Consider the following 21,317-nt stretch of genomic DNA (forward strand, 5'->3'; position numbering starts at 1 on the left):
GGCGGGGCCGCCTCAGTCCGGCCCGATGCCGAGCGCCTTGAGGTCGATGATCCAGGGCAGGTCGGTATCGGCCGGCCGCACCCCGGCCTGGGTGATCAGCGCATGCGCCTGGCCGCGGTGATGGGTCTGGTGGTTGAAGAAATGCGTCAGCAGCACCCAGCGCCTCTGCGCCATCTCCTTCTGCGAGCCGCCGCTGAACCAGGTGAGGTCGCCGGCCAGCCAGTCCGCCGTCAGCCCGGCCGTCCAGGCCTCGATCCGCGCGTCGTCGTCCGCGCGCGCTGCGCGCAGCCCGTCGAAATCCTCGACGAGCGGCGGCCTGGTGCCCTGGCCGGGCGGCGGCTTGTCCCAGCCGGCGAAGCGCGACATCCATTGCCGGTCGCCCCAGAGCAGGTGGCAGAGCGTGCCATGGATCGAGCCGAACCAGGCGCCGCGGTCCTGCCGGCGCGCCGCGTCCGGCAGTTCGGCCGCCGCGGCATAGAGCCGGCGGTTCATCTCGGCATTGTAGGCCGCCATCATGCGGCACCAGTCGGGGGAGATCATCGGCACCTCCCGGTCGATGAGGGCCGGCCGATTCACGCCGCCGCACCTCCGGCGCGCCGGCGATCGGACGGCGTCAGACCCGCTTCCAGAAGAAGATGGTAGCAAGCTCACCCCCGTGGCCGTCCAGCGCGAAGCCGGGGATCGTCCCGGCCTCCTGCCACCCGGTCGCGCGGTAGAGCGTCTCCCCCGCATCGCCCGCGGTATCCAGCACCAGCAGGCGGCGACCTTGCGCCCGCGCCTCGGCTTCGATCCGCAGCATCAGCGCGCGGCCGATCCCGGCGCGACGGGCATCCGGATGGACCAGCACCTTGGCCACATCGGCGCGGTGCGGCTGGTTCTCCGGCATGTCCAGCACGAGCTGCGCAGTCCCGACCAGCGCGCCGTCCAGCCAGGCGGCCAGCAGCACCCGCCCGCCGGTCGCCACGTCCTTCGCCACCTTGCGCCAGAAGCCGCGCGCCCTGTCCATCGCCAGCGGTGGCAGGAAGGATACGCTGGCGCCGGCATCGACGCAGGCGACGAGGATCTCCGCCAGCCGCCGCTCGGCGCTAGCGGCCGCGGCGGCGTCCAGCGCCTCCACCGCCAGCCCGCGCGCCGGCTTGGCATAGCGGTACTCGAGCGAGTTCGAGAGGTCGCCGAGCGCGCGGATGGCGCCCTGCCGGACATAGGACTGCTTCTCGTAGAAGCGGTGGGCGCGGTCGAAGCGGGTATCGGACCAGAGGATCAGGCGCTCGGCGCCCGCCGCCTTCGCATGCGTCTCGGCCCTGTCCAGCAGGCGCTGGCCGAGGCCGGTGCCGCGTTCCCCGGCTGCCAGGTACATGCGGCAGATCTCCCAGGCGCCGCCGCCGAGCGGCTTCGTCCCGACCACGCCGGCGACCTGCCCGTCGCGCTCCGCCGCCCAGAGCATGCCGCCCTGGCCGGCGAAATGGGTGGCGAGCGCCCGCAACTCGGGAACCTCGCCATCCACGTCCATGACGCAGCCGGGATACTCTGCCCAGCAGGCGCCGATCAGGGCGATGAAGCCCTCGGCGTCGGAATCCCGACCCTCCCGGATCAAGACAGCTCCCGGCAGAACTCCTGGATGCGCCCGCAGGCCTCGGTCAGGCTGGCCGTGTCGGTCGCGTAGGAGATGCGCATGTGCGGCGACATGCCATAGGCCGCGCCCTGCACGCAGGCGACCTGCTTCTCCTCGAGCAGCGCCGCGACGAAGTCGGTGTCGGTCTCGATCTTCCGCCCGCCCTTGCTGGTCTTGCCGAGGCAGCCCGCCAAGTTCGGGAAGACGTAGAAGGCGCCTTCCGGCTTGTGGCAGGTGAGCCCCGGGCAGGCGTTCAGCATCTCGACCACCATGTCGCGGCGCTGCTCGTAGGCCGCGCGCTGGGTCTCGACCAGCTCCTGCGGCCCGTCCAGCGCCGCCGTGGCGGCCGCCTGGCTGATGGTGGAGACGCCCGCCGTCGCCTGGCCCTGCATGTTGAACATGCCACGGATCAGCGACGCGGGACCGCCGCCGAAGCCGATCCGCCAGCCGGTCATGGCATAGGTCTTGGAACACCCGTTGACCGTCAACGTGCGGTCCTTCAGCCCCGGCGTGACCTCGGCAATCGTGCTGAACCTGTGGCCGTCATAGAGCAGGTGCTCGTACATGTCGTCCGACAGCACCCAGACATACGGGTGGCGCAGCAGCACCTCGCCGATCGCCGCCAGCTCCGCCCGCGTCGGCACCGCGCCCGTTGGGTTGCCCGGGAAGTTCAGCATCACCCACTTCGTCTTCGGGGTGATCGCCGCCTCGATATCCTCGGGCCGTGGCTTGAAGCCGTTGTTCTGCGGGCAGGAGACGGTGACCGGCACGCCGCCCGCGACCTTCGCCATGTCGGCGTAGCTGACCCAGAAGGGGGAGGGGATGACCACCTCGTCGCCCGGATCGATCGTCGCCATGAAGGCGTTGAAGATCACCTGCTTGCCGCCGTTGCCGACGATGATCTCGTCCGCGGTGTAGTCCAGGTTGTTGTCGCGCTTGAACTTCCGCGCGATGGCCGCCTTCAGCGCCGGCGTGCCGCCCTGCGGCGGGTACTTGGTGTCGCCCGAAAGGGCCGCCTGGTAGGCGGCCTCGATCGCATGGCGGGGCGAGGCGAAGTCGGGCTCGCCATTCGCCAGGCTGATGACGTTGATGCCCTTCGCCCGCATCTCCCGCGCCTTCGCCGTCATGGCGGCGGAGGGCGAGACCTTGACGTTCGACAGGCGCTGGGCGAGCTCGGGCATGGGGTTACTTCAGCCCGGCGCAGAAGCGCTGGATGCGCGTGCAGGCATCCACCAGCTGCTCGTCCGACGTGGCGTAGCTGATGCGGAAGTAGCCGGGATACATGAAGGCGGCGCCGTGCACGCAGGCGACCCCTTCCTCCTCCAGCAGGGCGATGCAGAAATCCTCGTCGGTCTCGATCTTCTTGCCCGCCTGCGTGGTCTTGCCGATGCAGCCCTGCATGGACGGGAAGACGTAGAAGGCGCCCTCCGGCTTGTGGCAGCGGATGCCCGGCGCGGCGTTCAGCATCTCCACCACCATGTCGCGGCGGCGCTTGTAGGCCACCTTCATGGTCTCGATGCTGTCCTGCGGCCCGGTCAGCGCCTCGACCGCCGCGGCCTGGCTGATGCTGCTGGTGTTGCTGGTGGACTGGCTCTGCAGCTTGTCCATCTGCTTGATGAGGTGCGCCGGGGCGCCAGCATAGCCGATCCGCCAGCCGGTCATCGCATAGGCCTTGGAGCAGCCGTTCATCGTCACGGTGCGGTCGCGCAGGCGCGGCTCGACCTCCAGCACCGTCGCCGGGCGGAAGCCGTCATAGGCCAGCTTGTTGTAGATGTCGTCGGTGAAGACCCAGACATCCGGGTGCCGCATCAGCACGTCCGTCAGCGCCTTCAGCTCCTCGGCCGAATAGGCCGCGCCGGTCGGGTTGGACGGGTTGTTCAGCAGGAACCACTTGGTCTTCGGCGTGATCGCCGCTTCCAGCTGCTCGGCGCGCAGCTTGAAGCCCATGTTCTCGTCGCCGCGGACGATCACCGGCTTGCCCTCGGCCAGCTCGACGATGTCGGGGTAGGAGACCCAGCAGGGGAGGGGATGATCACCTCGTCGCCCGCCTGGATGGTGGCAAGGAAGGCGTCGAAGATCACCTGCTTGCCGCCGGTGGCGACCAGGATCTCCTCCGGCTTGTAGTCAATCCCGTGGTCGGCCTTGAAGCGGGCGGCCACCGCCTGGCGCAGCGCCGGGGTGCCGGCGACATCGGTGTAGCGCGTCTCGCCGCGCTGGATGGCGGCGATCGCCGCGTCCTTGACATTCTGCGGGGTGTCGAAGTCCGGCTCGCCGGCGGCCAGGCCGATGACGTCCTTGCCCGCCGCCTTCAGCGCCCGCGCCTTGCTGGTCATGGCGATGGTCAGGGACGGGGAGATCCGGTCGAGCCGGTCGGCGATGAGCTTCATGGTCTGGGGCCTGCGGTCTGGCGAGGGGCCGGAACCTACAGGCCGCCCCCCGCCGCTTCAACCCGCGCGAGCGCCACCCCGGCCATTCCGCCCGAGAATGGCGGCCGCCAGACCCAGCAGCAGCCCCGCCACGGCGAGGATCACCGCCGCCAGTGCGTTGATCTCCGGCGTCAGCCCGACCCGCAACTGGGAGAAGACCAGCATCGGCAGCGTGGTCCCGGCCGGGCCGGAGACGAAGCTGGCCACCACGACGTCATCCAACGACAGGGTGAAGGCCAGCAGCCAACCCGCCACCAGCGCCGGGGCGATCAGCGGCAGGGTCACCGTCCGGAACACCGTGAAGGGCCCGGCACCCAGGTCGGCCGCGGCTTCCTCCAGCGCCGGGTCCAACCCCGTCAGCCGCGCCTGCACCACGACAGCCACATAGGCCAGCCCAAGGGTCGCATGCGCCAGCAGCACCGTGGCGGCCCCCCGCCCGAGCTGCCAGCCGAACGCCGCCTCCGCCGCCCCCTGCAGCACCACGAACAGCAGCAGCAGGGACAGGCCGGTCACGACCTCCGGCAGCACCAGCGGCGCCCCGGCCAGCGCGCCGAACAGCGCCTTCCCGTGGAACCGGCCATGCCGCGCCAGCACCCAGCCCGTCATCCCGCCCAGCAGCACCGCCAGCGTTGCGGCGCCGGCGGCGATCCGCAGCGACAGCCAGGCCGCTTCCAGCATCCGCTCGTTCGCCGCCAGGGCGCGGAACCAGCGCAGGGAAAACCCGCCCCACTGGAAGGGGATGCGGTCGGCGCTGAAGGCGTAGCCGACCAGGAGCAGGATGGGCAGCCAGAGGAAGGCCAGGCCACCAATCAACCCCAGCCGTCTCACGCCGATATCCCGGGGCGCTGCCCCGGATCCCGCGAAGGGGGCGAAGCCCCCTTCGAGACCCCCTTCCTCAAGGCGTTGGAACAGGCGGATGGGGAGGATCAGCAGGGCCAGCAAGGCCACGGCAAGCGCGGCGGCCAAGGGCCAGTCGCGGTTCTGGAAGAACTCGGCCCAGAGGACCCGGCCGACCAGCAGGGCATCCGGCGGGCCGAGCAATCCCGGGATCACGAACTCCCCCGCCGCCGGGATGAAGACCAGCAGGAACGCCGCCGCCGCCCCGGGCGCCGACAGCGGCAAGGTCACCGTGCGGAACACCACCCAGGGGCTGGCACCCAGATCCGCCGCCGCCTCCTCCACGCTCAGGTCGCGCCGCAGCAGCGTCGCGGTCAGCGGCAGCACCGCAAAGGGCAGGTACGCATGCACCATGCCGAGATACATCGCCGCATCGGTGTAGAGCAGCGGCAGCGGCGCCTCCGTCAACCCCAGCCGCATCAGCACCCCGTTCACCCAGCCGCCATCCCGCAGCAGCCCGATCCAGGCGCCGAGCCGCGGCAGGAAGCCGGTCCAGAAGGGCAGCAGCACCAGCGCCAGCAGCGGCACCCGCCAGCCCTCCCGCGCCGCCGCGATCCCGAGCGCCATGGGATAGGCGAGGCCGAGGCAGAGCGGCGGCGGAGACGCCGGCCACCACCAGCGAGCGCAGGAAGGACCCGGCGTAGTAGCCGTCCTGCACCAGGGTCAGGATGTTCTCGAAGCTCCCTTGCCAGCCCTCGGCCAGGGAGAAAGGCGGCAGGAAGGGCGGCACCCCCGGCGCGCCCTGGCTCAAGGCGATGCCGGCCAGGATCGCCACCGGCGCCGCCACCAGCGCCAGCAGCCAGGCGAAGGGCGGCAGCAGGAGCAGGAGGCGGCGCATCACCCGTCCAGCGGCGCCAGGCTCTCGGCCGCCCAGGCCAGGGCGAGCGCCGCCCCGGCGCCGGCGGCGCAACATCCGCCGGCAGCGCCACGCGCCACTCTGCCCCGCCCGGCAACGCCACCACCGCCATCCACCCGTCCCCGCGATAGGCAAGGTCGCGCAGCCGCGCCGTGACTCCGTTCTCCGGCGGGGCCTGCGGCGCCAGCCGGATGCGCTCCGGCCGCAGGGCATAGGCCGGCGCGGCACGGGTCGGCCGCAGCAGGCAGCCGGCGCTGCATTCCACCGCCCCGTCCGACCGTACCCGGCCCTCCAGGATATTCGCAGCACCAAGGAATTCCGCGACATGCCGCGTCGCCGGCCGGTCGTAGAGGACCTGAGGCGGGCCGTATTGCGTGAGCCGCCCGGCCTGCAGCACCGCCACCCGGTCGGCCAGCGCCAGCGCCTCCGCCTGGTCATGCGTCACCATGACGAACCCGGCGCCGGTGGCCCGCTGCAGCGCCCGCAGCTTGAGCCCCGTGCGTTCCCGCAGCGAGGCATCCAGCGCCCCCAGCGGCTCATCCAGCAGCAGCAGCGGCGGGCGCTTCACCAGGCTGCGCACCAGCGCCACCCGCTGCCGCTGGCCGCCCGAAAGCTGCGCCGGCTTCCGCGCCTCGAAGCCCTCGAGCCCCACAAGCGCCAGGGCTTCGGCGACCCGCCTGGCGATCTCGGGCTTCGCCACGCCGTCGCGCCGCAATCCATAGGCGACGTTGTCGAAGACGCTCAGATGCGGGAACAGCGCGTAGCTCTGGAACACCATGCTGACCGGCCTGGCATGCGGCGGCAGCGCGCCGATGTCGCGGCCCTGCAGCAGCACGCGGCCGGCCTCGGCCGCCTCGAACCCCGCGACGATCCGCAACAGCGTCGACTTGCCGGACCCGCTGCCGCCGAGCAGCGCGACGAACTCCCCCGGCGCCACCTCGAGGCTCAGCGCATCGAGCGCGAGGGTCGCGCCGAAGCGCTTCGTCACCCCTTCCACGCGCAGCAGCGGCGCGGCCCCGATGACCGGAGGGCCGCCGGACCCGGAGGTCTGAATCGGCGCCGCCAGACTGCCAGCGGCCCCGATGACCGGAGGGCCGCCGGGCCCGGAGCTCTGAATCGGCGCCGCCAATCCGTCAGCGCCCTGCCCGGAAGCGGCTCCAGAGCCGGGTGCGCGCCCGCTCCCCGGCCTGGTTGAGCGTGCCGGGGACGAAGGCGCGGGCCAGCGCCGCCTCGGCCGGGTAGACATTCGGGTCGTCCCGCACCGCCTGCGCAACCAGCGGCCGGCTGGCCGGCACCGCATTGGGGTAGCGCACCTGGCTGGTGATCGCCGCCATCACCTCCGGCTGCAGCAGGAAGTCGATGAAGGCCTGGGCCGCCTCCGGGTTCGGCGCATCGGCCGGGATCGCCAGCAGGTCGAACCAGAGATGCGCGCCCGTCCGCGGCGCGGCATAGCCGATCTCGACGCCCTTCCCCGCCTCCCGCGCCCGGGCCGCCGCCTGGATGACGTCGCCGCTATAGGTCAGCGCGACGCAGACCTCCCCGGTCGCCAGCATGTCGAGCAGCGCGCCCGAGCCGGGGATGGCGCGGAGATGCGGCCGCACCGCCAGCAGTGCCTGCTCCGCCGCCTTCAGGTCGGCGGCCTCCGTGGTGTCCGGGTCCTTGCCGAGCCATTTGAGGACAGACGGCAGCACGTCGGTCGCGCTGTCCATCACCGCCAGCCCGCATTTCGCCAGCCGCGCGGCATTCTCCGGCTTCAGCAGCAGGTCCAGCCCGTCCAGCGGCGCTTCCGGCCAGAGCGCGCGGACCTTGTCCAGGCGGATGCCGAGCCCAACCGTTCCCCAGAGGTAGATCGCGCCGTAGCGGTTGCCGGGATCGACGGTGGCGACGCGCTGCATCAGCCCGGGGTCGAGGTTCTTCAGGTTCGGGAGCCTGTCCTTGTCGAGCGGCCGCAGCGCCCCGGCGCGGACCAGGCGGGCGAAGGTCGGCTCGCTGGTCGGCACGATGATGTCGTAGCCCGATCGCCCGGCCGAAAGCTTGCCTTCCAGCGTCTCCAGGCTGTCGTAGACGTCGTAGCGAAGCTTGATGCCGGTCTGCTGCTGGAAGCGCTGGATCACGCCGGGGTCGATGTAGTCGGCCCAGTTGTAGACGTTGAGCACCGGCTGCGCCGCGACCGGCATGGCAAGCAGGACGGCCAGCAGGGCGGCCAGGAAAAAGCGTCGGCGCATCGCCATCCCGCTCCGGTTGGGTCGGCCCGAGGCTAAAGCAGATCACTGCGGGGCGGAACCGCCCGGCGGCGTGGATCCTCTGCCCCTGAACGGGCCAGGGTGGCCGCGGCAGCGGCGGTGCGGCACGTGCCCGGAGGCGGGCGGGCGCCATAGGCTGAGGATCGTTGTCCCACATTCGGCCAAACTAGGATCATTTTCCTTGACAATGCGACCTGAACCGGGCTATCCCCACCCGGCCGACGGCAGACCCGTGCCCGAAGCTCCCCCCGCACCATCCGAGCCCGCCGTACCCGGTCCCCCGTGCCGCGCCTCCGCGCCGCGCGGTGCGCCGGCGCGACCGGCCGCTGCCGAGACGGAGAGAACCCCGTGCCCTTCAGCCCGGCCAACCTCAATGCCTTGCTCCAGACCAGCGCCTTCAATCTCTGGCACTACCGCACCGCGGATACCCGTGCCGTGGTCAGCGCCGCCGGCTATTTCGCGCCTGTCGCCGCCGGCCTGAAGCCCGGCGACCTGATGGTGCTGCAGACGGTGGACGCCATGGCGCTGGTGCCCTTCCGCAGCAATGCCGTGCTCGGCACCGGCGTGACGCTGGACGGCCCGGTCGGCCCCATCAGCCTGATCCGCGCCGCCGGCCAGGGCTTCAGCTTCAGTCAGGCGGCCTCGGCCGTGGTGCGGACCATCCTGCTGGCGCCGATCGCCGCCGGCATCCTGGCCGGCGGCAGCATCCCCGTCTCCGCCAGCGTCACCGGGCCGATTGCCCAGGTGGTCTTCAGCCTGCGCGATGCCAATGGCGTGGTCATCCCGCCGGTCCAGGCGGTGGCGGTGCAGGGCGGCGTCGCCGCCACCAGCTTCCCCGCCCCGCCGGTCGGCAGCGGCTACCGCATCCGGGTCGAGGACGCGGCCGACCCGGCCATCGTCGAGACCTCCCGCAGCTTCAGCGTGGCGCCCGACCTCGCTCACCTGCTGATCGAGGCCGGCGACGGCCTGGCGACCGAAGCGGGCGACCCGCTGAAGCGCTGACCGCGCCCGCCCGACCGCATTCCCAACCACTCAGCCTCGCAGCGCGCCGGCCCCCGCGGGGTGCCGCCGGGCGCCGCTGCGCGCCCAGCCGGACCGGAGACCGATGCCCGACGTCAGGATCAGCGAGCTTCCCGCCGCAGCCAGCCCCGCGGATGCGGACCTCGCGCCGCTGGTGCAGACCAGCGGCGCCACCCGCGAGACGCGCCGCGCCACCGTCGCGCAGCTGCGCAGCGCCGTGCTAGCCGACCGCGGCGCGCATGTGCGCGACTACGGCGCGGTCGGCGACGGCGTCACCGACGACGCGCCCTTCATCCAGGCGGCGATCAACGACCTGAAGACCAAGGGCGGCGGCACGCTGAGCTTCGGCCCGCGGGTCTACCGCATCGCCTCCGCCATCGTGCTGTCGGACGCCACCATCCGGCTGCAGGGCGCCGGCTTCACCGAAGGCCCTTCGCCCGCCCAGGGCACCTGGCTGAAGATCGACACCACCGGCTTCACCCCTTCACCTTCACCGGCGCCTTCGCCCGCGGCGCCGCGGTGCGCGACATCGCCGTGGCGCAGTCCCACACCGCGACGCAGAACGCCGCCTGGGTGCCGACCGACTACGACTTCGTCTTTCGGGTGGAGGACTGCTTCGGCGGGGTCGATTTCGACAACGTCTTCTTCAGCAACGTCGCCCGCGGCATCTATGCGCGGAATTCCGGCCGGCTCGACATCCGCCGGCTGCGCGGCCAGCTGCTGCGCACCGGCGTCGAGATCGACCAGTGCTACGACATCCCGCGCATCCACAGCGCCCATTTCTGGCCCTTCTGGAGCAGCGACAACAACATCATCCGCTGGCAGCAGGCCAATGCCGACGCCATGGTCTTCCGCCGCTGCGACGGCGTCTTCATCGACCAGGCCTTCGCGCTCGGCTACCGCAGCATGTTCCGCTTCGCCTCCTCCGCCAGCGGCATCACCAGCAAAATTCTACATCGGCCAGGCCTATGCCGATTTCTGCCAGTACGGCGTCTGGATCGAGGCGAACAACACCGACGGGCAGATCGCCAACCTGACCCACCAGGGCGAGATCTTCAACGCCGGCGGCCCGCCGCTCGCCGGCGGCAGCGGCATCCTAATCAATGCCTCCAACACCAGGGTGCAGGCCGCCAACCTGCGGATCGATGCGGTCGAGGACAACGCCGTCCGCATCGCCGGCAGCGGCAACCGGCTGGACGTCTTCTCGCTGCGCTGCGTGCGCTACAACTACCGCAACAACGGCGCGACGGCGATCGCGCTGGCCGATAGCGGCGCTGCGGCGGCCAACCAGCTTTATCTCGGCAGCCCGCCGCTGCTGGAAGGCGGCAATGGCGGCGCGCTGGCCAACACCAGTACCAACGGCACCGTCGCGCTCGGCGCCCCGGCCGGCCGGGCGGCGCGGCCGGGACTCGCGCTCGGCAGTACCGATACCGGCCTGTTCCAGCCGACGGCCGGCGCGCTGGCCGCCGCGGCCGGCGGGGCGGAGCTGCTGCGCGCCAGCGCCGGGGCGATGACCCTCGGCGCCGTGCCCGGCAGCCATGCGCTGGAAGTCGCGACGCCGCCGGCCGCCGCCAACCGCCTGGTGGTGACCGGCGGCGGCACCGGCGCGGCAGTGGCCGTGCAGGCGCAGGGCGCCGATGCGAATGTCGACCTGACGCTGGCCGGCAAGGGCAGCGGTCTGGTGCGCGGCGTGACGGCGGCCGCGGGCGACACCTCCACCGCCCTGGCCACCACCGCCTGGGTGCGGGCGCAGGGCTACGCCACCGCCTCGGCCGGCGGCGGGATCGGCGCGGTCAGCAGCGTCGCCGGACGCACCGGGGATGTCGTGCTCACGACGGCGGATATCGGCGGCTTCGGCGCGGCGGCGGCGGCGGCGGCCCCGGTGGCCTCGGTCGCCGGACGGACCGGGGCGGTGACGCTGACCAGCGCGGATATCGGCGGCTTCGGCGCGGCGGCGGCGGTGGCGGCCCCGGTGGCCTCGGTCGCCGGACGGACCGGCGCCGTCAGCCTCGGCATCGCCGATGTCGCCGGCGCGGCGCCGCTCGCCTCGCCGGCCTTCACCGGCAGCCCGACCGCGCCAACCCCGGCCGTGACCGACAGCAGCACCGCCCTGGCCACCACCGCCTGGGCCTGGTCGCGCCCGGCGCAGCGCAGCTGGCCGATGCCACCAGCATCGGCGGCAATGCCCGTGGCACCAATGCGACGGACTGGCAGGGCACCCGCAGCCTCGCCAGCCAGGTCGCGGCGGGGGCGCAGGCAACCATAGGCGGCGGCGGCAACAACACCGCCTCGGCCACCGCGGCGACCGTCGCCGGCGGCAACAGCAACACCGCCGGCGGCCAGTACAGCTGGGTGCCCGGCGGCTTCCAGGCGGACAGCCGCGGCCAGTACGGCCGGGGTGCCTGGGCTTCCGGGCGCTTCGCCAGCAACGGCGATGCGCAGGCCGGCGAGTCTGTGCTGCGGCGGCAGACCACGGATGCGACGGCCACCGTGCTCACCCGCCGACGGCCAGGCGCCGGGCACCGGCAATCTCGCCAACCTGCCGAACAACGCGACCTATGCCGCCCGCCTGATGGTGGTGGCGCGGCAGGTCGGGGGTACCGCCGGCAGCATCGGCGACAGCGCGAGCTGGACCCGCGACATCCTGGTCCGCCGCGGGTCCAGCGCCACGGTGACGTCCTTCATCACCCCCGGCAGTCCGACCCAGATCCTGCCCAACAACGGCGGGGACACCGCTCCCAATGCCGCCTGGAAGATGGGCGTCGGCGCCGACACCACGAATGGCGGCATCGCCGTCACCGTCACCGGCGAGGCGAACAAGACCATCAACTGGGTCGTCCGCATCCTCTCGGTCGAGGTCGTCGGCTGATCCCTTTCCACCACGGAGGTTTTCCATGGCCCTGTCGAAGCCGATCGAGATCCGCAACACAGGTCTCCTCGCCGCCTACTGGCGGCTGACGCATTGCCAGATCGACCACGCCGCGGGCATCGCCGAATTCCGCCTGCATGGCTGGCCGAGCCGCGACGCCCGCCAGGCTGGCAAGGCGCCGCTGCCCGGCCTCGCCTACCGCGCGCGACGGCCGAGCAGCTCGGCCTGCCCGACCTGCATGCGCTGACCAGCGCGGCGCTCTACGCCGCCGCCCGCACCCGGCCGGCGGAGGACGGCACGGTCTGGTTCGCCGATGCCGAGGACGCCCTGACCCCGCCCGCCGATAACCGAGAGGAAAGACTTATGCCCGACCTCACCGACTACGCCAAGAACCTGCTCGGCCGCGCGCTCTGCGCCCGGGTCCCCGCGCTGCCCAGCCAGGTCTTCCTCGGCCTCGGTACCGGCGGCGCCGACGCCACCGGCCTGACCGGGGAGCCCGCCGGCCTTGGCTATGCCCGGCAGCGGGTGACCTTCACCGGCACCGGCGCGCAGCAGAACACCGATGCCATCCGCTTCACCTTCACGGCGGCGGCCGGTACGCTGACCCATGTCGGCCTGTTCGACGCCGCCAGCGGCGGCAACCCGCTGACCTGGTCGGCGCTGGCGCAGCCGGCGGCGGTGACCGGGGCCGGCACCGTCACGCTCAACGCCGCCTCCCTGGTGCTCAGCGCGAGCTGAAATTGCAGCGGCAACGGCATGGCGGGCGTCGTGCTGTTGCCGCTCTTCCCATAGACTTGTCATGCGTGTATCGCGGGGGCGTCTCGGAAACCGCGTGCATAAGCGTTAGCTTGTATCCAATACTCGCACTCGGCTAACTTGGCGCCGAGCACCGGAGATTGCCTTGAACCCGTTTGATGCCGCGCACCCGACGCCTGAGGCGAAAGCCGCGGGGCAGGTCTGCGACCGGTGTGGGAGCCGAATCGCGGGGCTTTGCCAACCGCTCGACGCTGCGGCGCTGGACGAGATCTCCTCCGAGGCAAACCAGATGGTGCTGCCCGCCCATAGCGCGGTCTTCCGCGAGGGCGACCCGGCCGGCCGCGTCTTCACCCTGATCGACGGCGTCGCCAAGCTCACCCGGCTGCTGCCGGACGGCAAGCAGCAGGTCGTCGGGTTCCGCTTCGCCGGCGATGTCATCGGGTATACGACGCTCAAGTCCTATCCCTTCGATGCCGAGTTGCTGACCGATTCCAGGCTGTGCCGGCTCGACCGGCCGCAGCTCGAAGGCCTGCTCCACCGCTATCCCATGCTGGAGAGGCGCATGCTCGACCTCTGCGTGCAGGAGTTGACCGCGACGCAGGAACAGCTCGTCACCGTCGGCCGCCGCTCCGCGGAAGCGCGGGTCGCCGCCTTCCTGCTCTCGCTGGTCGATGCCAGCCGCCGCCGCGGCCAGCCCCCCAGGTGCTCGAGATGCCGATGACCCGGGCGGACATCGCCGACTTCCTCGGCCTGACGCTCGAAACCGTCAGCCGCAGCCTGACCGCCTTCCGCAAGCGCGGCTGGATCCGCGAGCCGGTGCACCACCGGGTCGAGCTGCTGAACGTCCCGGCAATCACCGCCATGGCCGAAGGCACCGGCGACAGCGCCTGAGCCTCGCTCCCGCTTCCCGCCTGTCCTGCAGCTGACGCAGGTTTGCACGCGGCGCCCTGCGGCTTTCGCGCGGCCCGGACGCTGAGGCGCGGAGGGGCCGCGACACCGGTCTCGGCCCTCCCAGCCCGAGGGTCATTCATTTCATGCGTTTCTGCATCGTCGGCGCCGGCTTCAGCGGCGCCGTGCTCGCTCGCCGCCTGGCCGAGGCTGGACATACCTCCGTCGTGCTCGACGAACGCCACCACGTGGCCGGCACATTGCCATACCGAGCGCGACGCCGCGACCGGCATCATGCTGCACCGCTACGGCCCGCACATCTTCCACACCGCCGACCGCGAGGTCTGGGACTACGTCAACCGCTTCGGCCGGATGATGCCCTATGTGAACCGGGTGAAGGCGCTGAGCGGCGGCGCGGTCTATTCCCTGCCAGTCAACCTGCATACGATCAACCAGGTCTTCGGCACCACGATGAACCCGGACGAGGCGCGCGCCTTCGTCGCCGCCCAGGCCCGGCGCGACATCACCGAGCCGGCAATTTCGAGGAGCAGGCGCTATCGATGGTGGGCGAGCGGATCTACCGCGCCTTCTTCCGCGGCTATACCCGCAAGCAATGGGGGCTCGACCCGACCGAGCTGCCGGCCTCGATCCTCAAGCGGCTGCCGCTGCGCTTCAACTACGACGACAATTACTTCAGCCATCCCTTCCAGGGCATGCCGGCGGATGGCTACACCGCCATCGTCGACGGCATCCTCGACCACCCTGGCATCGAGCTCCGGCTCGGCTGCCGTTTCGAGGAGGCGGGCGGCGACTTCGCCCATGTCTTCTATACCGGCCCGCTCGACCGCTATTTCGGCTACCGGCTCGGCCGGCCTCGGCTACCGGACGCTGGACTTCGAGGAGATCCGCGCCGAGGGCGACTTCCAGGGCACCGCAGTGCTGGATCACTGCGACGAGGACGTGCCCTTCACCCGGATCTCCGAGCACAAGCATTTCGCACCCTGGGAAGCCGCGCAGTTCGCGGGCACGGTCTGCTTCCGCGAATACAGCCGGCTCGGCGGCGCCGAGGACATCCCCTACTATCCGATCCGGCTGGTCGGCGAGAAATCCATGCTGTCCGACTACGTGGCGCTGGCCCGCCGGGCGCCGGGCATCTCCTTCCTCGGCCGGCTCGGCACCTACCGCTACCTCGACATGGACGTGACCATCCGGGAAGCGATGGACGCCGCGAGCGCGACGCTGGAGCGGCTGCGGGAGGGGGCGGCGCCGCCGGCGCTTCTTCCTCGACCCGCTGGGCTGAGCACGGCGACTTCACCGCCCATGCGCGGCAGGCGCGGATGTCCGCCGCGCGGCGCTCCGCCGCATCACCGCCGATCCGGACGGAGCGCAGGTCGTAGCGGCCTTCGCCGCCCGGCCTGAGCGCCTGGTCGCCCAGCCGATCCGGCCTCCAGCCAGCCGCCGGCCCGGGCGAGGCGAAGACGTCCTGCAGCACCCGCCGGCCGCGGGTCACCAGGGTGAGGGAGGGATCGCCTGGCGCGGCAGGCGCCGAGGCCGTCAGCGCCGCCGTCTCGGCCTCAACCGATTGCCAGTCCTGGGCAAAGAGGCAGGCGCGATCGCATCCTGGCGACCCGGGCCGCTGGTCCGCCGGTGAATCGCGCCCCCGTCCGGCGTGGGAAGCGCCCGCGGCGGGCCGGCGGCCGCGCCGGGCCGCTGCCAGCGACGGCGATCATGGGCTATAGGCCGGGCAGTCCAGCCGCCAGGGCCCGCATGACCGCCGAGATCCGCGCCGCCATCCTCGACTCCGCCGCCACCCTCCAGCGCATGGCGGAGGATGCCGGGGCGGTCGATGCCATCGCCCGCATCGTCGAGCTCTCGGTCGCCTCGCTCGGGGCCGGCGGCAAGCTGCTGTTCTGCGGCAATGGCGGCAGCGCGGCGGATGCCCAGCACTGGGCCGGCGAGCTGGTGGCCCGCTTCCACTACGACCGGCCGGGCCTGGCGGCGATCGCGCTGACCACCGATAGCTCGATCCTGACCGCGGTCGGCAACGACTATGGCTACGACCGCATCTTCGCCCGGCAGGTGGAGGCGCTGGGCGCCCCGGGCGACGTGCTCTTCGCGCTCACCACCTCCGGCCGCTCGCCCAACATCCTGGCCGCGGTCGCCGCGGCGCGGGCAAAGGGCATGTCGGTGGTGGGCTTCACCGGCGCGGGCGGCGCCGAGCTGGCGGCGCTCTGCGACCATTGCCTGCGGGTCCCCGCCACCTCCACCCCGCTGATCCAGGAGGCGCACGAGGTCGCCGGCCACACGATCTGCGCCATGATCGAGCGGCGGATGTTCCCGCGCGGCTGATGCGGCGGGCGCTCTTCCTCGACCGCGACGGCATCGTCAATCTCGACCACGGCTATGTCCACCGGCGGGAGAAATTCGACTTCGTCGACGGCATCTTCGACCTGGCCGCCGAGGCGACCCGGCGCGGACTGCCGCTGGTGGTCGCCACCAACCAGTCCGGCATCGGCCGCGGCCGCTACACGGAAGCCGACTTCCAGGCGCTGATGGCCTGGGTCGCGGCGGGATTCGCCGCCCGCGGCACGCCGCTGGCCCGCATCGAGCATTGCCCCGACCATCCGGACGCCGCGGGGCCCCGCCGCAAGCCGGCGCCGGGGATGCTGCTGGATGCCGCCGTCGCGCTCGGGCTCGACCCTGCCCGGCAGCATCATGGTCGGCGACCAGCCGGGCGATGCCGAGGCGGCGCGGCGCGCCGGCATCGGCACCCGCATCCTGGTCAGCGCGGCGCCGGCGGCAGCGGCCGGTGCCGAGACGCTGCGTCTGCCCTCGGTGCGGGCCGTGGCGCGCTGGCTCGCGGCGCAGCCGTGACCTCGCCCTTCGGGGGCGGGACCAGCCAGGGCGTCCAGGGCGGCACCCGGCGCGGCTCGCGCGCCAGGGCGCCATGCGCGCCCTCCAGGCTCAGCCACGGCGAATAGAAGGGGTCGTGCAGCAGCATCTCGCCCCAGCGGCGGCGCATGAAGTCGATCTCGCCGGCGAAGCGCCGCGCCTTCTCCGGCGCGATGTCCTGCCCGCGCGAGGCGCTCTCGAGGTGGTACAGCTCGGCGAAGGGGAGTCCAGAGCACGCGGTAGCCGGCTTCCCGGATCCGCACGCAGAGATCGACGTCGTTGAAGGCGACGGCGAGGTTCGCCGCATCGAGCCCGCCGACCTCCTCGAACACCGCGCGGCGCAGCGCCAGGCAGGCGCCGGTCACCGCCCCGGCCTGCCGCGCCAGGGCGAGCGAGCCGCAATAGCCGGCATCGTCCCGCGCCGCCCGCAGCAGGTGAGTGGTCGGCGACGCCGCCGACGCCGGTCACCACGCCGCCATGCTGCAGCCGGCCATCGGCATAGAGCAGCTTGGCGCCGACCGCGCCGATCTCCGGCCGCACCGCGTGGCTCACCATCTCCCGCAGCCAGCCGGGCTCGATCACCTCGATGTCGTTGTTCAGCAGCAGCAGGATCTCGCCCCGCGCCTCGGCCGCCGCGCGGTTGTTCAGGGCGGAGTAGTTGAAGGGGCCGGGCGCGGCCAGGATGCGGACGCGCGGGTCGGCCCGCAGCCGGTCGAACAGCACCAGCGTCGCCGCCTCCTCCGACCCGTTGTCGACGACGAGGAGCTCGATCGCCGGGTAGTCGGTCCGCCGCAGCACGCCCTCGGCGACCGCCTCCAGCAGCGCCGCCCGGTCGCGGGTCGGGACGATGACGGAGACCAGCGGGGCAGGGTCGGGCAGGGCGCGGACCACCCGGTTCCATTGCGGCGCCAGCGGCGCCGGCTCGACCCGTGCCGCCTCCCCCGCCGCCTGCAGCGCGGCCGCCGCGGCGCGGCGATGCGCCGCCGGGTCCGTGGCCTGGCCGGGCCCGGCATGCCAGAGCAGCGCCGGGAGATGCGCCACCCGCGCCGGCCCGGCCGCCGCGGTCGCCCGCAGCGCCAGGTCGTGCGCCGCCGCCTCGCCCATCGGCTCGCGCAGCCCGGCCAGTTCGCGCAGCAGGTCGCGCCGGTAGACGACGAAGCCGCCCAGCAGATCCTGGCCGAGCAGCAGGTCGGGGTCGAGATTCCGGCTTCAGCCAGGCGGCGTGGCGGCGGCCCAGGGCATCGATCCGGTCCTCGTCGGCATAGAGCACGGCCAGCTCCGGCGCCGCCTCCAGCGCGGCCGCGACCTCGTAGAGCGCCTGCGGGGCAAGCCGGCCATCCGGCGCGATCATCGCCACGAAGAGCGCCGCGCGCCATGCCCAGCGCCGCATTGGCCAGCCCGACCGGCCCGGCCGGGAGCATCGACACCCGGATGCGCGGGTCGCGCTCCGCCTCTGCATCCAGCAGCCGGGCGACCGGCGCCGGCGCGCCGGGGTCGAGCACGACGCAGAGCTCCCAATGCGGCCAGAGCTGCGCCTGCGCCGCGGCGAGCGCGGCGCGCAGCGCCCCGGGCGGCACTCCGCCGACGCCCATCGCCAGGGAGATCAGTGGCCGGGCCGGCATCGCCGCGACATGCGCCGCGATCGCTGCCTGCTCGGCCGGGCCCAGCCGGTCGTGCCGGGCCAGCCAGGCGGCATAGCCGCGGCGGTCCTCGGGGTCGTAGCGGCCGGTCGGCGGCGTGCCGAGGACGCGCCGGGCAGAAGGCAGCGAGGGCGAAGGCGGAGCGGCAGCAGCCCGCCGGGCAGCCGCCCCCAGGCGGCGCGCCAGCTGCGCTGGAGGACAAGGTGCAGGGATTCCATCGGCTTGGCTGATAGGCGCCGGTGCGGAGCGCCGGGGGTCACGGCCGGTCAGGCCTCTGCCGCTGTGGCATGGGCCTTCGGCAAGCGCCTGGAATCGGCGGGAAATTGCCCGTTGAACTCACAGAATGTTGTATGCAGTTTAACTGCGGAGACGAGACATCTCCCGGCGTCCTGAACCCGGGCTTGCCGGGTTGCGTGGTAGCGCCGGGCCTTCCCGTCGCGGAAAGGCTCCACCCCTGGCCCGTCCCTATGCGCTCACGCCGCTCAGCCCGGAGGATCCGGGCTTGCGGCGCGCCATTCACGGCTACAGCACGGCCGGCACCTGGCGGCGGCTGGCCTTCCGGGCCGGGCAGGGTGGGGCTCGAGATCGCCACCGCCCTGCCGCGCGACCTGCCGCCGCGCCCTGGCCGGCGGCGGCGCCGCCGCTGCTGCGGCTGGAGCCGGGGTGCGACCCGCGGCCGGATGCCGCTTCCGTCGCGCTCTACGTCCACTACGCCGCCTCCGGCCAGGTCTCGGAGATGGTGCGGCGGCAGCTCGCCGGCCTCGCCGCGGCCGGCTTCGCCATCGTCTTCATCAGCATGGCCGAGCGGCTGCCGGAGCCCGACTGGCAGGTGGCGCGGCAGCATTGCGCGCTGGTCGCGCAGCGGCGCAACTTCGGCCGCGACTTCGGCGCCTGGCAGGACCTGGCCGCCGAGGCCCGGCGGCGCTGGCCCGGCGCGACCGAGCTGCTGCTGGCCAACGACGGCGTGCTCGGCCCGATCCTGCCGCTGCCGCCGGTGCTCGCCGCGCTGCGCGCGGGCGGCGCGAGGCTGTTCGGCCTGACCGAGAGCATCCAGGGCGGGCCGCACACCTGCAGAGCTACTTCCTGCTGGCGCGCGGCGCCGCCGCCACCGCCGACCTGTTCGGCTTCCTGGCGGCCATGCGGATGAGCCATTCGAAGTGGCTGGTGGTGCAGCGCGGCGAGCTGCGCCTGGCGCGCTGGATGCGCGGCCGCGGCCGCCAGGTGGCGGCGCTGTTCGGCTACCACCGGCTGGTCGCCGCGGCCCTCGGCGTGGCGGAGGAGCGGGCACGGCTGGCAGCCTCCCACCCGCTGCTGCGCGCGCTCGAGGCGCTGCCGCCGGCGGCGCGCGAGGCGCTTCTTCTGTCGCAGCCGCTGAACCCGACGCATCATTTCTGGCACGCCCTGGTGCGGCAGCTGGGCTTCCCCTTCCTGAAGACCGAGCTGGTGCGCCGCAGCCCCGGCCGGCTGCCCGGGATCGAGGGCTGGCGGGCCCTCGTGCCAGCCGCGGCGCCCTGCCCGGTGCCGGTGATCGAGGGCGCATCTGCAGGTCATGGACGCCCACGCTTCAAAAAACGAAACGCCAGCCGCAGCTGGCGCTGGACAGGATCGCCCCGCGCGGCATGGATTCGGCGGAAGTATTCCGGCGCCGGAGCGTCGCCTCGGCGCGCACCCCCGGCGCCGAAAGCGCCAGGATATTGTATGCAGATCCGATGGACTAGCCGCCGCCGACGCCATGGGCCTGCCGCTGCATTGCGCCGGCCCGGCCAGGCTGGCGGCGCTGCGGGACAGCCTGCCGGCCGAGGGCGGCCGGCTTCCTCGACGCCTCGGGCTTCGAGGGCGCGGCCGCAGGAAATCCGCCTGCTGCCGGGCCCCGGCGGCATCGGCGGCGCGGTGCTCGGCCTGGGCGAGGGCCCGCCGACCCCTGGTCCTTCGGCGGCCTGCCGCATGCCTGCCCGCCGGCAGTGCCTGGCGCCTGGCGGATGCGGCGCATGCCGCGCCGGCGGTGCTCGGCTGGTGCCTCGGCGCCTATCGCTACACCCGCTTCAAGCCCGCCGGCCGAGCGCCGGCGCGGCTGGATGCCGCCGCCGGGGACCGGGCGGGCGGTGCATACCGCCGCCGCCATCCTGCTGGCGCGCGACCTGAGTAGAACACCCCGGCCAACCTGCTCGGCCCCGAGGAGCTAGCGGCCGCCGCCGCTGGCGCTGGCGGCGCAGCACGGCGCCCGCTGCGGCAGCGTGGTGCAGGGCGCGGCACTGGAGGAGGGCTTCCCGGCGCTGGCCACCGTCGGCCAGGCCAGCGCGCGGCCGCCGCGCGTCGCCATCCTGGAATGGGGGCGGCCGGAGGCGCCGCTGGTGCGCGCTCTGCGGCAAGGGGTCCCAGCCGGACTCCGGCGGGCTCTGACCTCAAGCCCGGCTCCGGCATGCTTGCGGATGAAGAAGGGATATGCGGCGGCGCCGCCCTGGTGCTGGGGGTGGCGGACCCTGGTCATGCGGCTCCGGCCTGCCGGTGCGGCTGCTGGTGCTGGTGGGCGCGGTGGAGAATGCGGTCGGCGGCATACGCCTTCCGGCCGCTCGACGTGCTGCGTACCCGGGCCGGGCTGATCCGTGGAGGTGGAGCGCAGCACCGATGCCGAGGGGAAGGCTGGTGCTGGCCGACCTGCTGGCCTTCGCGGCGGAGCGGGATCCGGCTGCTGCTGGTCGATTGCGCGACGCTGACCGGCGCGGCGCGGGTGGCGCTGGGCCCCGACCTGCCGGCGCTGATGACCCCGGACGATGCCCTGGCCGCGGCGCTGCTGGCGGCGGGCCGCGGCCGCCGACCCGGTATGGCGGCTGCCGTTGTACGCCGGTTACGATTCATGGCTCGATAGCACCGTTGCGGACATGAACAACGTCTCATCCCGTCCCATGGCGGGCGCTATCGTTGGCGGTTTATTCTTGCAACGTTTCGTGCCGGCGTCTATGCGGTGGGCCCATCTCGACGTTTATGCCTGGAATGATAACAGCCGTCCCGGGCGTCCTGAGGGGGCGAGGCGCAGGCGCTCAGGGCATTGGTCGGCGCCATCGAGACTCTGTTCGGTGGCATACCGGGGCCGGGCCGGTAACGACAACGAGATGCCGGGGGAACTTTTCGGGTTGGACGGCTCTCAGAATAGCAGGATGCGTTACCCCGTCTGTAGTGCCTGCAAACTGATTGTGCCGGGCCTGGGCGCGAGCGCCCCG

At 72.8% G+C, this 21,317-nt stretch carries 19 protein-coding genes and 3 pseudogenes; 13 read left to right on the forward strand and 9 right to left on the reverse strand.

Annotated features, from left to right (window positions below; all coding sequences use genetic code 11):
* Positions 1-12 precede the first annotated feature (12 nt).
* The 7 genes and pseudogenes from ACQ86J_RS22435 to ACQ86J_RS22465 all read right to left on the reverse strand — a co-directional run bounded on the left by ACQ86J_RS22435 (position 13) and on the right by ACQ86J_RS22465 (position 8,016).
* On the reverse strand, positions 13-576 hold the full coding sequence (locus ACQ86J_RS22435; protein WP_431267279.1) for a DinB family protein: 564 nt from the start codon (positions 574-576) through the stop codon (positions 13-15).
* Positions 577-613: 37 nt separating this feature from the next.
* Entirely contained in the window at positions 614-1,594 is a 981-nt protein-coding gene (locus ACQ86J_RS22440) for a GNAT family N-acetyltransferase (RefSeq protein ID WP_431267280.1), read from the reverse strand.
* The gene (locus tag ACQ86J_RS22445) at positions 1,591-2,793 is read right to left on the reverse strand and encodes a pyridoxal phosphate-dependent aminotransferase (protein WP_431267281.1); all 1,203 of its coding nucleotides are present in this window, start codon (positions 2,791-2,793) and stop codon (positions 1,591-1,593) included. Before ACQ86J_RS22445 ends, ACQ86J_RS22440 begins: the two co-directional genes overlap by 4 nt.
* Positions 2,794-2,797: 4 nt before the next feature.
* Positions 2,798-3,999 (reverse strand): annotated as a pseudogene (locus ACQ86J_RS22450) (pyridoxal phosphate-dependent aminotransferase).
* A 57-nt stretch (positions 4,000-4,056) separates the two neighbouring features.
* Complete coding sequence (locus ACQ86J_RS22455) at positions 4,057-5,355, reverse strand: ABC transporter permease subunit (RefSeq protein WP_431272496.1); 1,299 nt, start codon at positions 5,353-5,355, stop codon at positions 4,057-4,059.
* A gap of 11 nt (positions 5,356-5,366) precedes the next feature.
* Entirely contained in the window at positions 5,367-6,788 is a 1,422-nt protein-coding gene (locus ACQ86J_RS22460; protein WP_431267282.1) for an ABC transporter ATP-binding protein, read from the reverse strand.
* A 136-nt stretch (positions 6,789-6,924) separates the two neighbouring features.
* A complete protein-coding gene (locus tag ACQ86J_RS22465; RefSeq protein ID WP_431267283.1) occupies positions 6,925-8,016 on the reverse strand; it encodes a polyamine ABC transporter substrate-binding protein in 1,092 nt (363 codons plus the stop codon).
* Positions 8,017-8,382: 366 nt separating this feature from the next.
* Here ACQ86J_RS22465 and ACQ86J_RS22470 point away from each other — a divergent pair, with 366 nt between their 5' ends.
* The 10 genes and pseudogenes from ACQ86J_RS22470 (at position 8,383) to ACQ86J_RS22515 (ending at position 16,548) form a co-directional block, all read left to right on the forward strand.
* Positions 8,383-9,036 (forward strand): hypothetical protein, encoded by a 654-nt coding sequence (locus ACQ86J_RS22470; RefSeq protein WP_431267284.1) that lies wholly within the window; start codon positions 8,383-8,385, stop codon positions 9,034-9,036.
* A gap of 103 nt (positions 9,037-9,139) precedes the next feature.
* Positions 9,140-11,320 (forward strand): glycosyl hydrolase family 28-related protein, encoded by a 2,181-nt coding sequence (locus tag ACQ86J_RS22475; RefSeq protein ID WP_431267285.1) that lies wholly within the window; start codon positions 9,140-9,142, stop codon positions 11,318-11,320.
* 210 nt (positions 11,321-11,530) lie between these two features.
* The gene (locus ACQ86J_RS22480; RefSeq protein ID WP_431267286.1) at positions 11,531-11,923 is read left to right on the forward strand and encodes a hypothetical protein; all 393 of its coding nucleotides are present in this window, start codon (positions 11,531-11,533) and stop codon (positions 11,921-11,923) included.
* A gap of 25 nt (positions 11,924-11,948) precedes the next feature.
* Entirely contained in the window at positions 11,949-12,170 is a 222-nt protein-coding gene (locus ACQ86J_RS22485; protein WP_431267287.1) for a hypothetical protein, read from the forward strand.
* A 116-nt stretch (positions 12,171-12,286) separates the two neighbouring features.
* Complete coding sequence (locus tag ACQ86J_RS22490; protein ID WP_431267288.1) at positions 12,287-12,661, forward strand: phage tail fiber protein; 375 nt, start codon at positions 12,287-12,289, stop codon at positions 12,659-12,661.
* A 163-nt stretch (positions 12,662-12,824) separates the two neighbouring features.
* Entirely contained in the window at positions 12,825-13,400 is a 576-nt protein-coding gene (locus tag ACQ86J_RS22495; RefSeq protein ID WP_431267289.1) for a Crp/Fnr family transcriptional regulator, read from the forward strand.
* Positions 13,397-13,570 (forward strand): helix-turn-helix domain-containing protein, encoded by a 174-nt coding sequence (locus ACQ86J_RS22500; RefSeq protein WP_431267290.1) that lies wholly within the window; start codon positions 13,397-13,399, stop codon positions 13,568-13,570. Before ACQ86J_RS22495 ends, ACQ86J_RS22500 begins: the two co-directional genes overlap by 4 nt.
* 143 nt (positions 13,571-13,713) lie before the next feature.
* Positions 13,714-14,794 (forward strand): annotated as a pseudogene (locus ACQ86J_RS22505) (UDP-galactopyranose/dTDP-fucopyranose mutase family protein); the annotation flags it as partial.
* Positions 14,795-15,334: 540 nt separating this feature from the next.
* Positions 15,335-15,916 carry a D-sedoheptulose-7-phosphate isomerase gene (locus ACQ86J_RS22510; RefSeq protein WP_431267291.1) on the forward strand — a complete coding sequence of 194 codons (582 nt, stop codon included), beginning with the start codon at positions 15,335-15,337 and terminating at the stop codon, positions 15,914-15,916.
* On the forward strand, positions 15,916-16,548 hold the full coding sequence (locus ACQ86J_RS22515) for a D-glycero-alpha-D-manno-heptose-1,7-bisphosphate 7-phosphatase (RefSeq protein ID WP_431267292.1): 633 nt from the start codon (positions 15,916-15,918) through the stop codon (positions 16,546-16,548). Before ACQ86J_RS22510 ends, ACQ86J_RS22515 begins: the two co-directional genes overlap by 1 nt.
* On the opposite strand, the gene ACQ86J_RS22520 is transcribed toward ACQ86J_RS22515, so the two are convergent.
* Entirely contained in the window at positions 16,532-17,563 is a 1,032-nt protein-coding gene (locus tag ACQ86J_RS22520) for a glycosyltransferase (protein WP_431267293.1), read from the reverse strand. The genes ACQ86J_RS22515 and ACQ86J_RS22520 overlap by 17 nt on opposite strands.
* A gap of 1,038 nt (positions 17,564-18,601) precedes the next feature.
* Between ACQ86J_RS22520 and ACQ86J_RS22525 the strand changes: the two genes are divergently transcribed.
* Both ACQ86J_RS22525 and ACQ86J_RS22530 read left to right on the forward strand, forming a co-directional pair.
* The gene (locus tag ACQ86J_RS22525) at positions 18,602-19,246 is read left to right on the forward strand and encodes a hypothetical protein (RefSeq protein ID WP_431267294.1); all 645 of its coding nucleotides are present in this window, start codon (positions 18,602-18,604) and stop codon (positions 19,244-19,246) included.
* A 585-nt stretch (positions 19,247-19,831) separates the two neighbouring features.
* Positions 19,832-20,245 carry a hypothetical protein gene (locus ACQ86J_RS22530; RefSeq protein WP_431267295.1) on the forward strand — a complete coding sequence of 138 codons (414 nt, stop codon included), beginning with the start codon at positions 19,832-19,834 and terminating at the stop codon, positions 20,243-20,245.
* Positions 20,246-20,278: 33 nt separating this feature from the next.
* Here ACQ86J_RS22530 and ACQ86J_RS22535 read toward each other — a convergent pair whose 3' ends face one another.
* Positions 20,279-20,419, reverse strand: coding sequence for a hypothetical protein (locus ACQ86J_RS22535; protein ID WP_431267296.1), 141 nt, complete (start codon positions 20,417-20,419; stop codon positions 20,279-20,281).
* Between the two features lie 219 nt (positions 20,420-20,638).
* Between ACQ86J_RS22535 and ACQ86J_RS22540 the strand changes: the two are divergent.
* Positions 20,639-21,041: pseudogene (locus tag ACQ86J_RS22540) on the forward strand (leucyl aminopeptidase family protein); the annotation flags it as partial.
* Positions 21,042-21,317: the final 276 nt, after the last annotated feature.

The sequence above is a fragment of the Dankookia sp. P2 genome (genome assembly GCF_050632255.1).
Classification (GTDB): Bacteria; Pseudomonadota; Alphaproteobacteria; order Acetobacterales; family Acetobacteraceae; genus Paracraurococcus.

What these genes read in the sequence shown, in the direction of transcription:
- ACQ86J_RS22445 (WP_431267281.1), bottom strand. Translation starts at nt 2,793, where the DNA reads ATGCCCGAGCTCGCCCAGCGCCTGTCGAACGTCAAGGTCTCGCCCTCC.
- ACQ86J_RS22455 (WP_431272496.1), bottom strand. Translation starts at nt 5,355, where the DNA reads ATGCGGCTGGGGTTGACGGAGGCGCCGCTGCCGCTGCTCTACACCGAT.
- ACQ86J_RS22465 (WP_431267283.1), bottom strand. Translation starts at nt 8,016, where the DNA reads ATGCGCCGACGCTTTTTCCTGGCCGCCCTGCTGGCCGTCCTGCTTGCC.
- ACQ86J_RS22475 (WP_431267285.1), top strand. Translation starts at nt 9,140, where the DNA reads ATGCCCGACGTCAGGATCAGCGAGCTTCCCGCCGCAGCCAGCCCCGCG.
- ACQ86J_RS22480 (WP_431267286.1), top strand. Translation starts at nt 11,531, where the DNA reads ATGCGACGGCCACCGTGCTCACCCGCCGACGGCCAGGCGCCGGGCACC.
- ACQ86J_RS22485 (WP_431267287.1), top strand. Translation starts at nt 11,949, where the DNA reads ATGGCCCTGTCGAAGCCGATCGAGATCCGCAACACAGGTCTCCTCGCC.
- ACQ86J_RS22490 (WP_431267288.1), top strand. Translation starts at nt 12,287, where the DNA reads ATGCCCGACCTCACCGACTACGCCAAGAACCTGCTCGGCCGCGCGCTC.
- ACQ86J_RS22500 (WP_431267290.1), top strand. Translation starts at nt 13,397, where the DNA reads ATGACCCGGGCGGACATCGCCGACTTCCTCGGCCTGACGCTCGAAACC.
- ACQ86J_RS22510 (WP_431267291.1), top strand. Translation starts at nt 15,335, where the DNA reads ATGACCGCCGAGATCCGCGCCGCCATCCTCGACTCCGCCGCCACCCTC.
- ACQ86J_RS22515 (WP_431267292.1), top strand. Translation starts at nt 15,916, where the DNA reads ATGCGGCGGGCGCTCTTCCTCGACCGCGACGGCATCGTCAATCTCGAC.
- ACQ86J_RS22520 (WP_431267293.1), bottom strand. Translation starts at nt 17,563, where the DNA reads ATGGGCGAGGCGGCGGCGCACGACCTGGCGCTGCGGGCGACCGCGGCG.
- ACQ86J_RS22530 (WP_431267295.1), top strand. Translation starts at nt 19,832, where the DNA reads ATGGGCCTGCCGCTGCATTGCGCCGGCCCGGCCAGGCTGGCGGCGCTG.
- ACQ86J_RS22535 (WP_431267296.1), bottom strand. Translation starts at nt 20,419, where the DNA reads ATGGCGACGCGCGGCGGCCGCGCGCTGGCCTGGCCGACGGTGGCCAGC.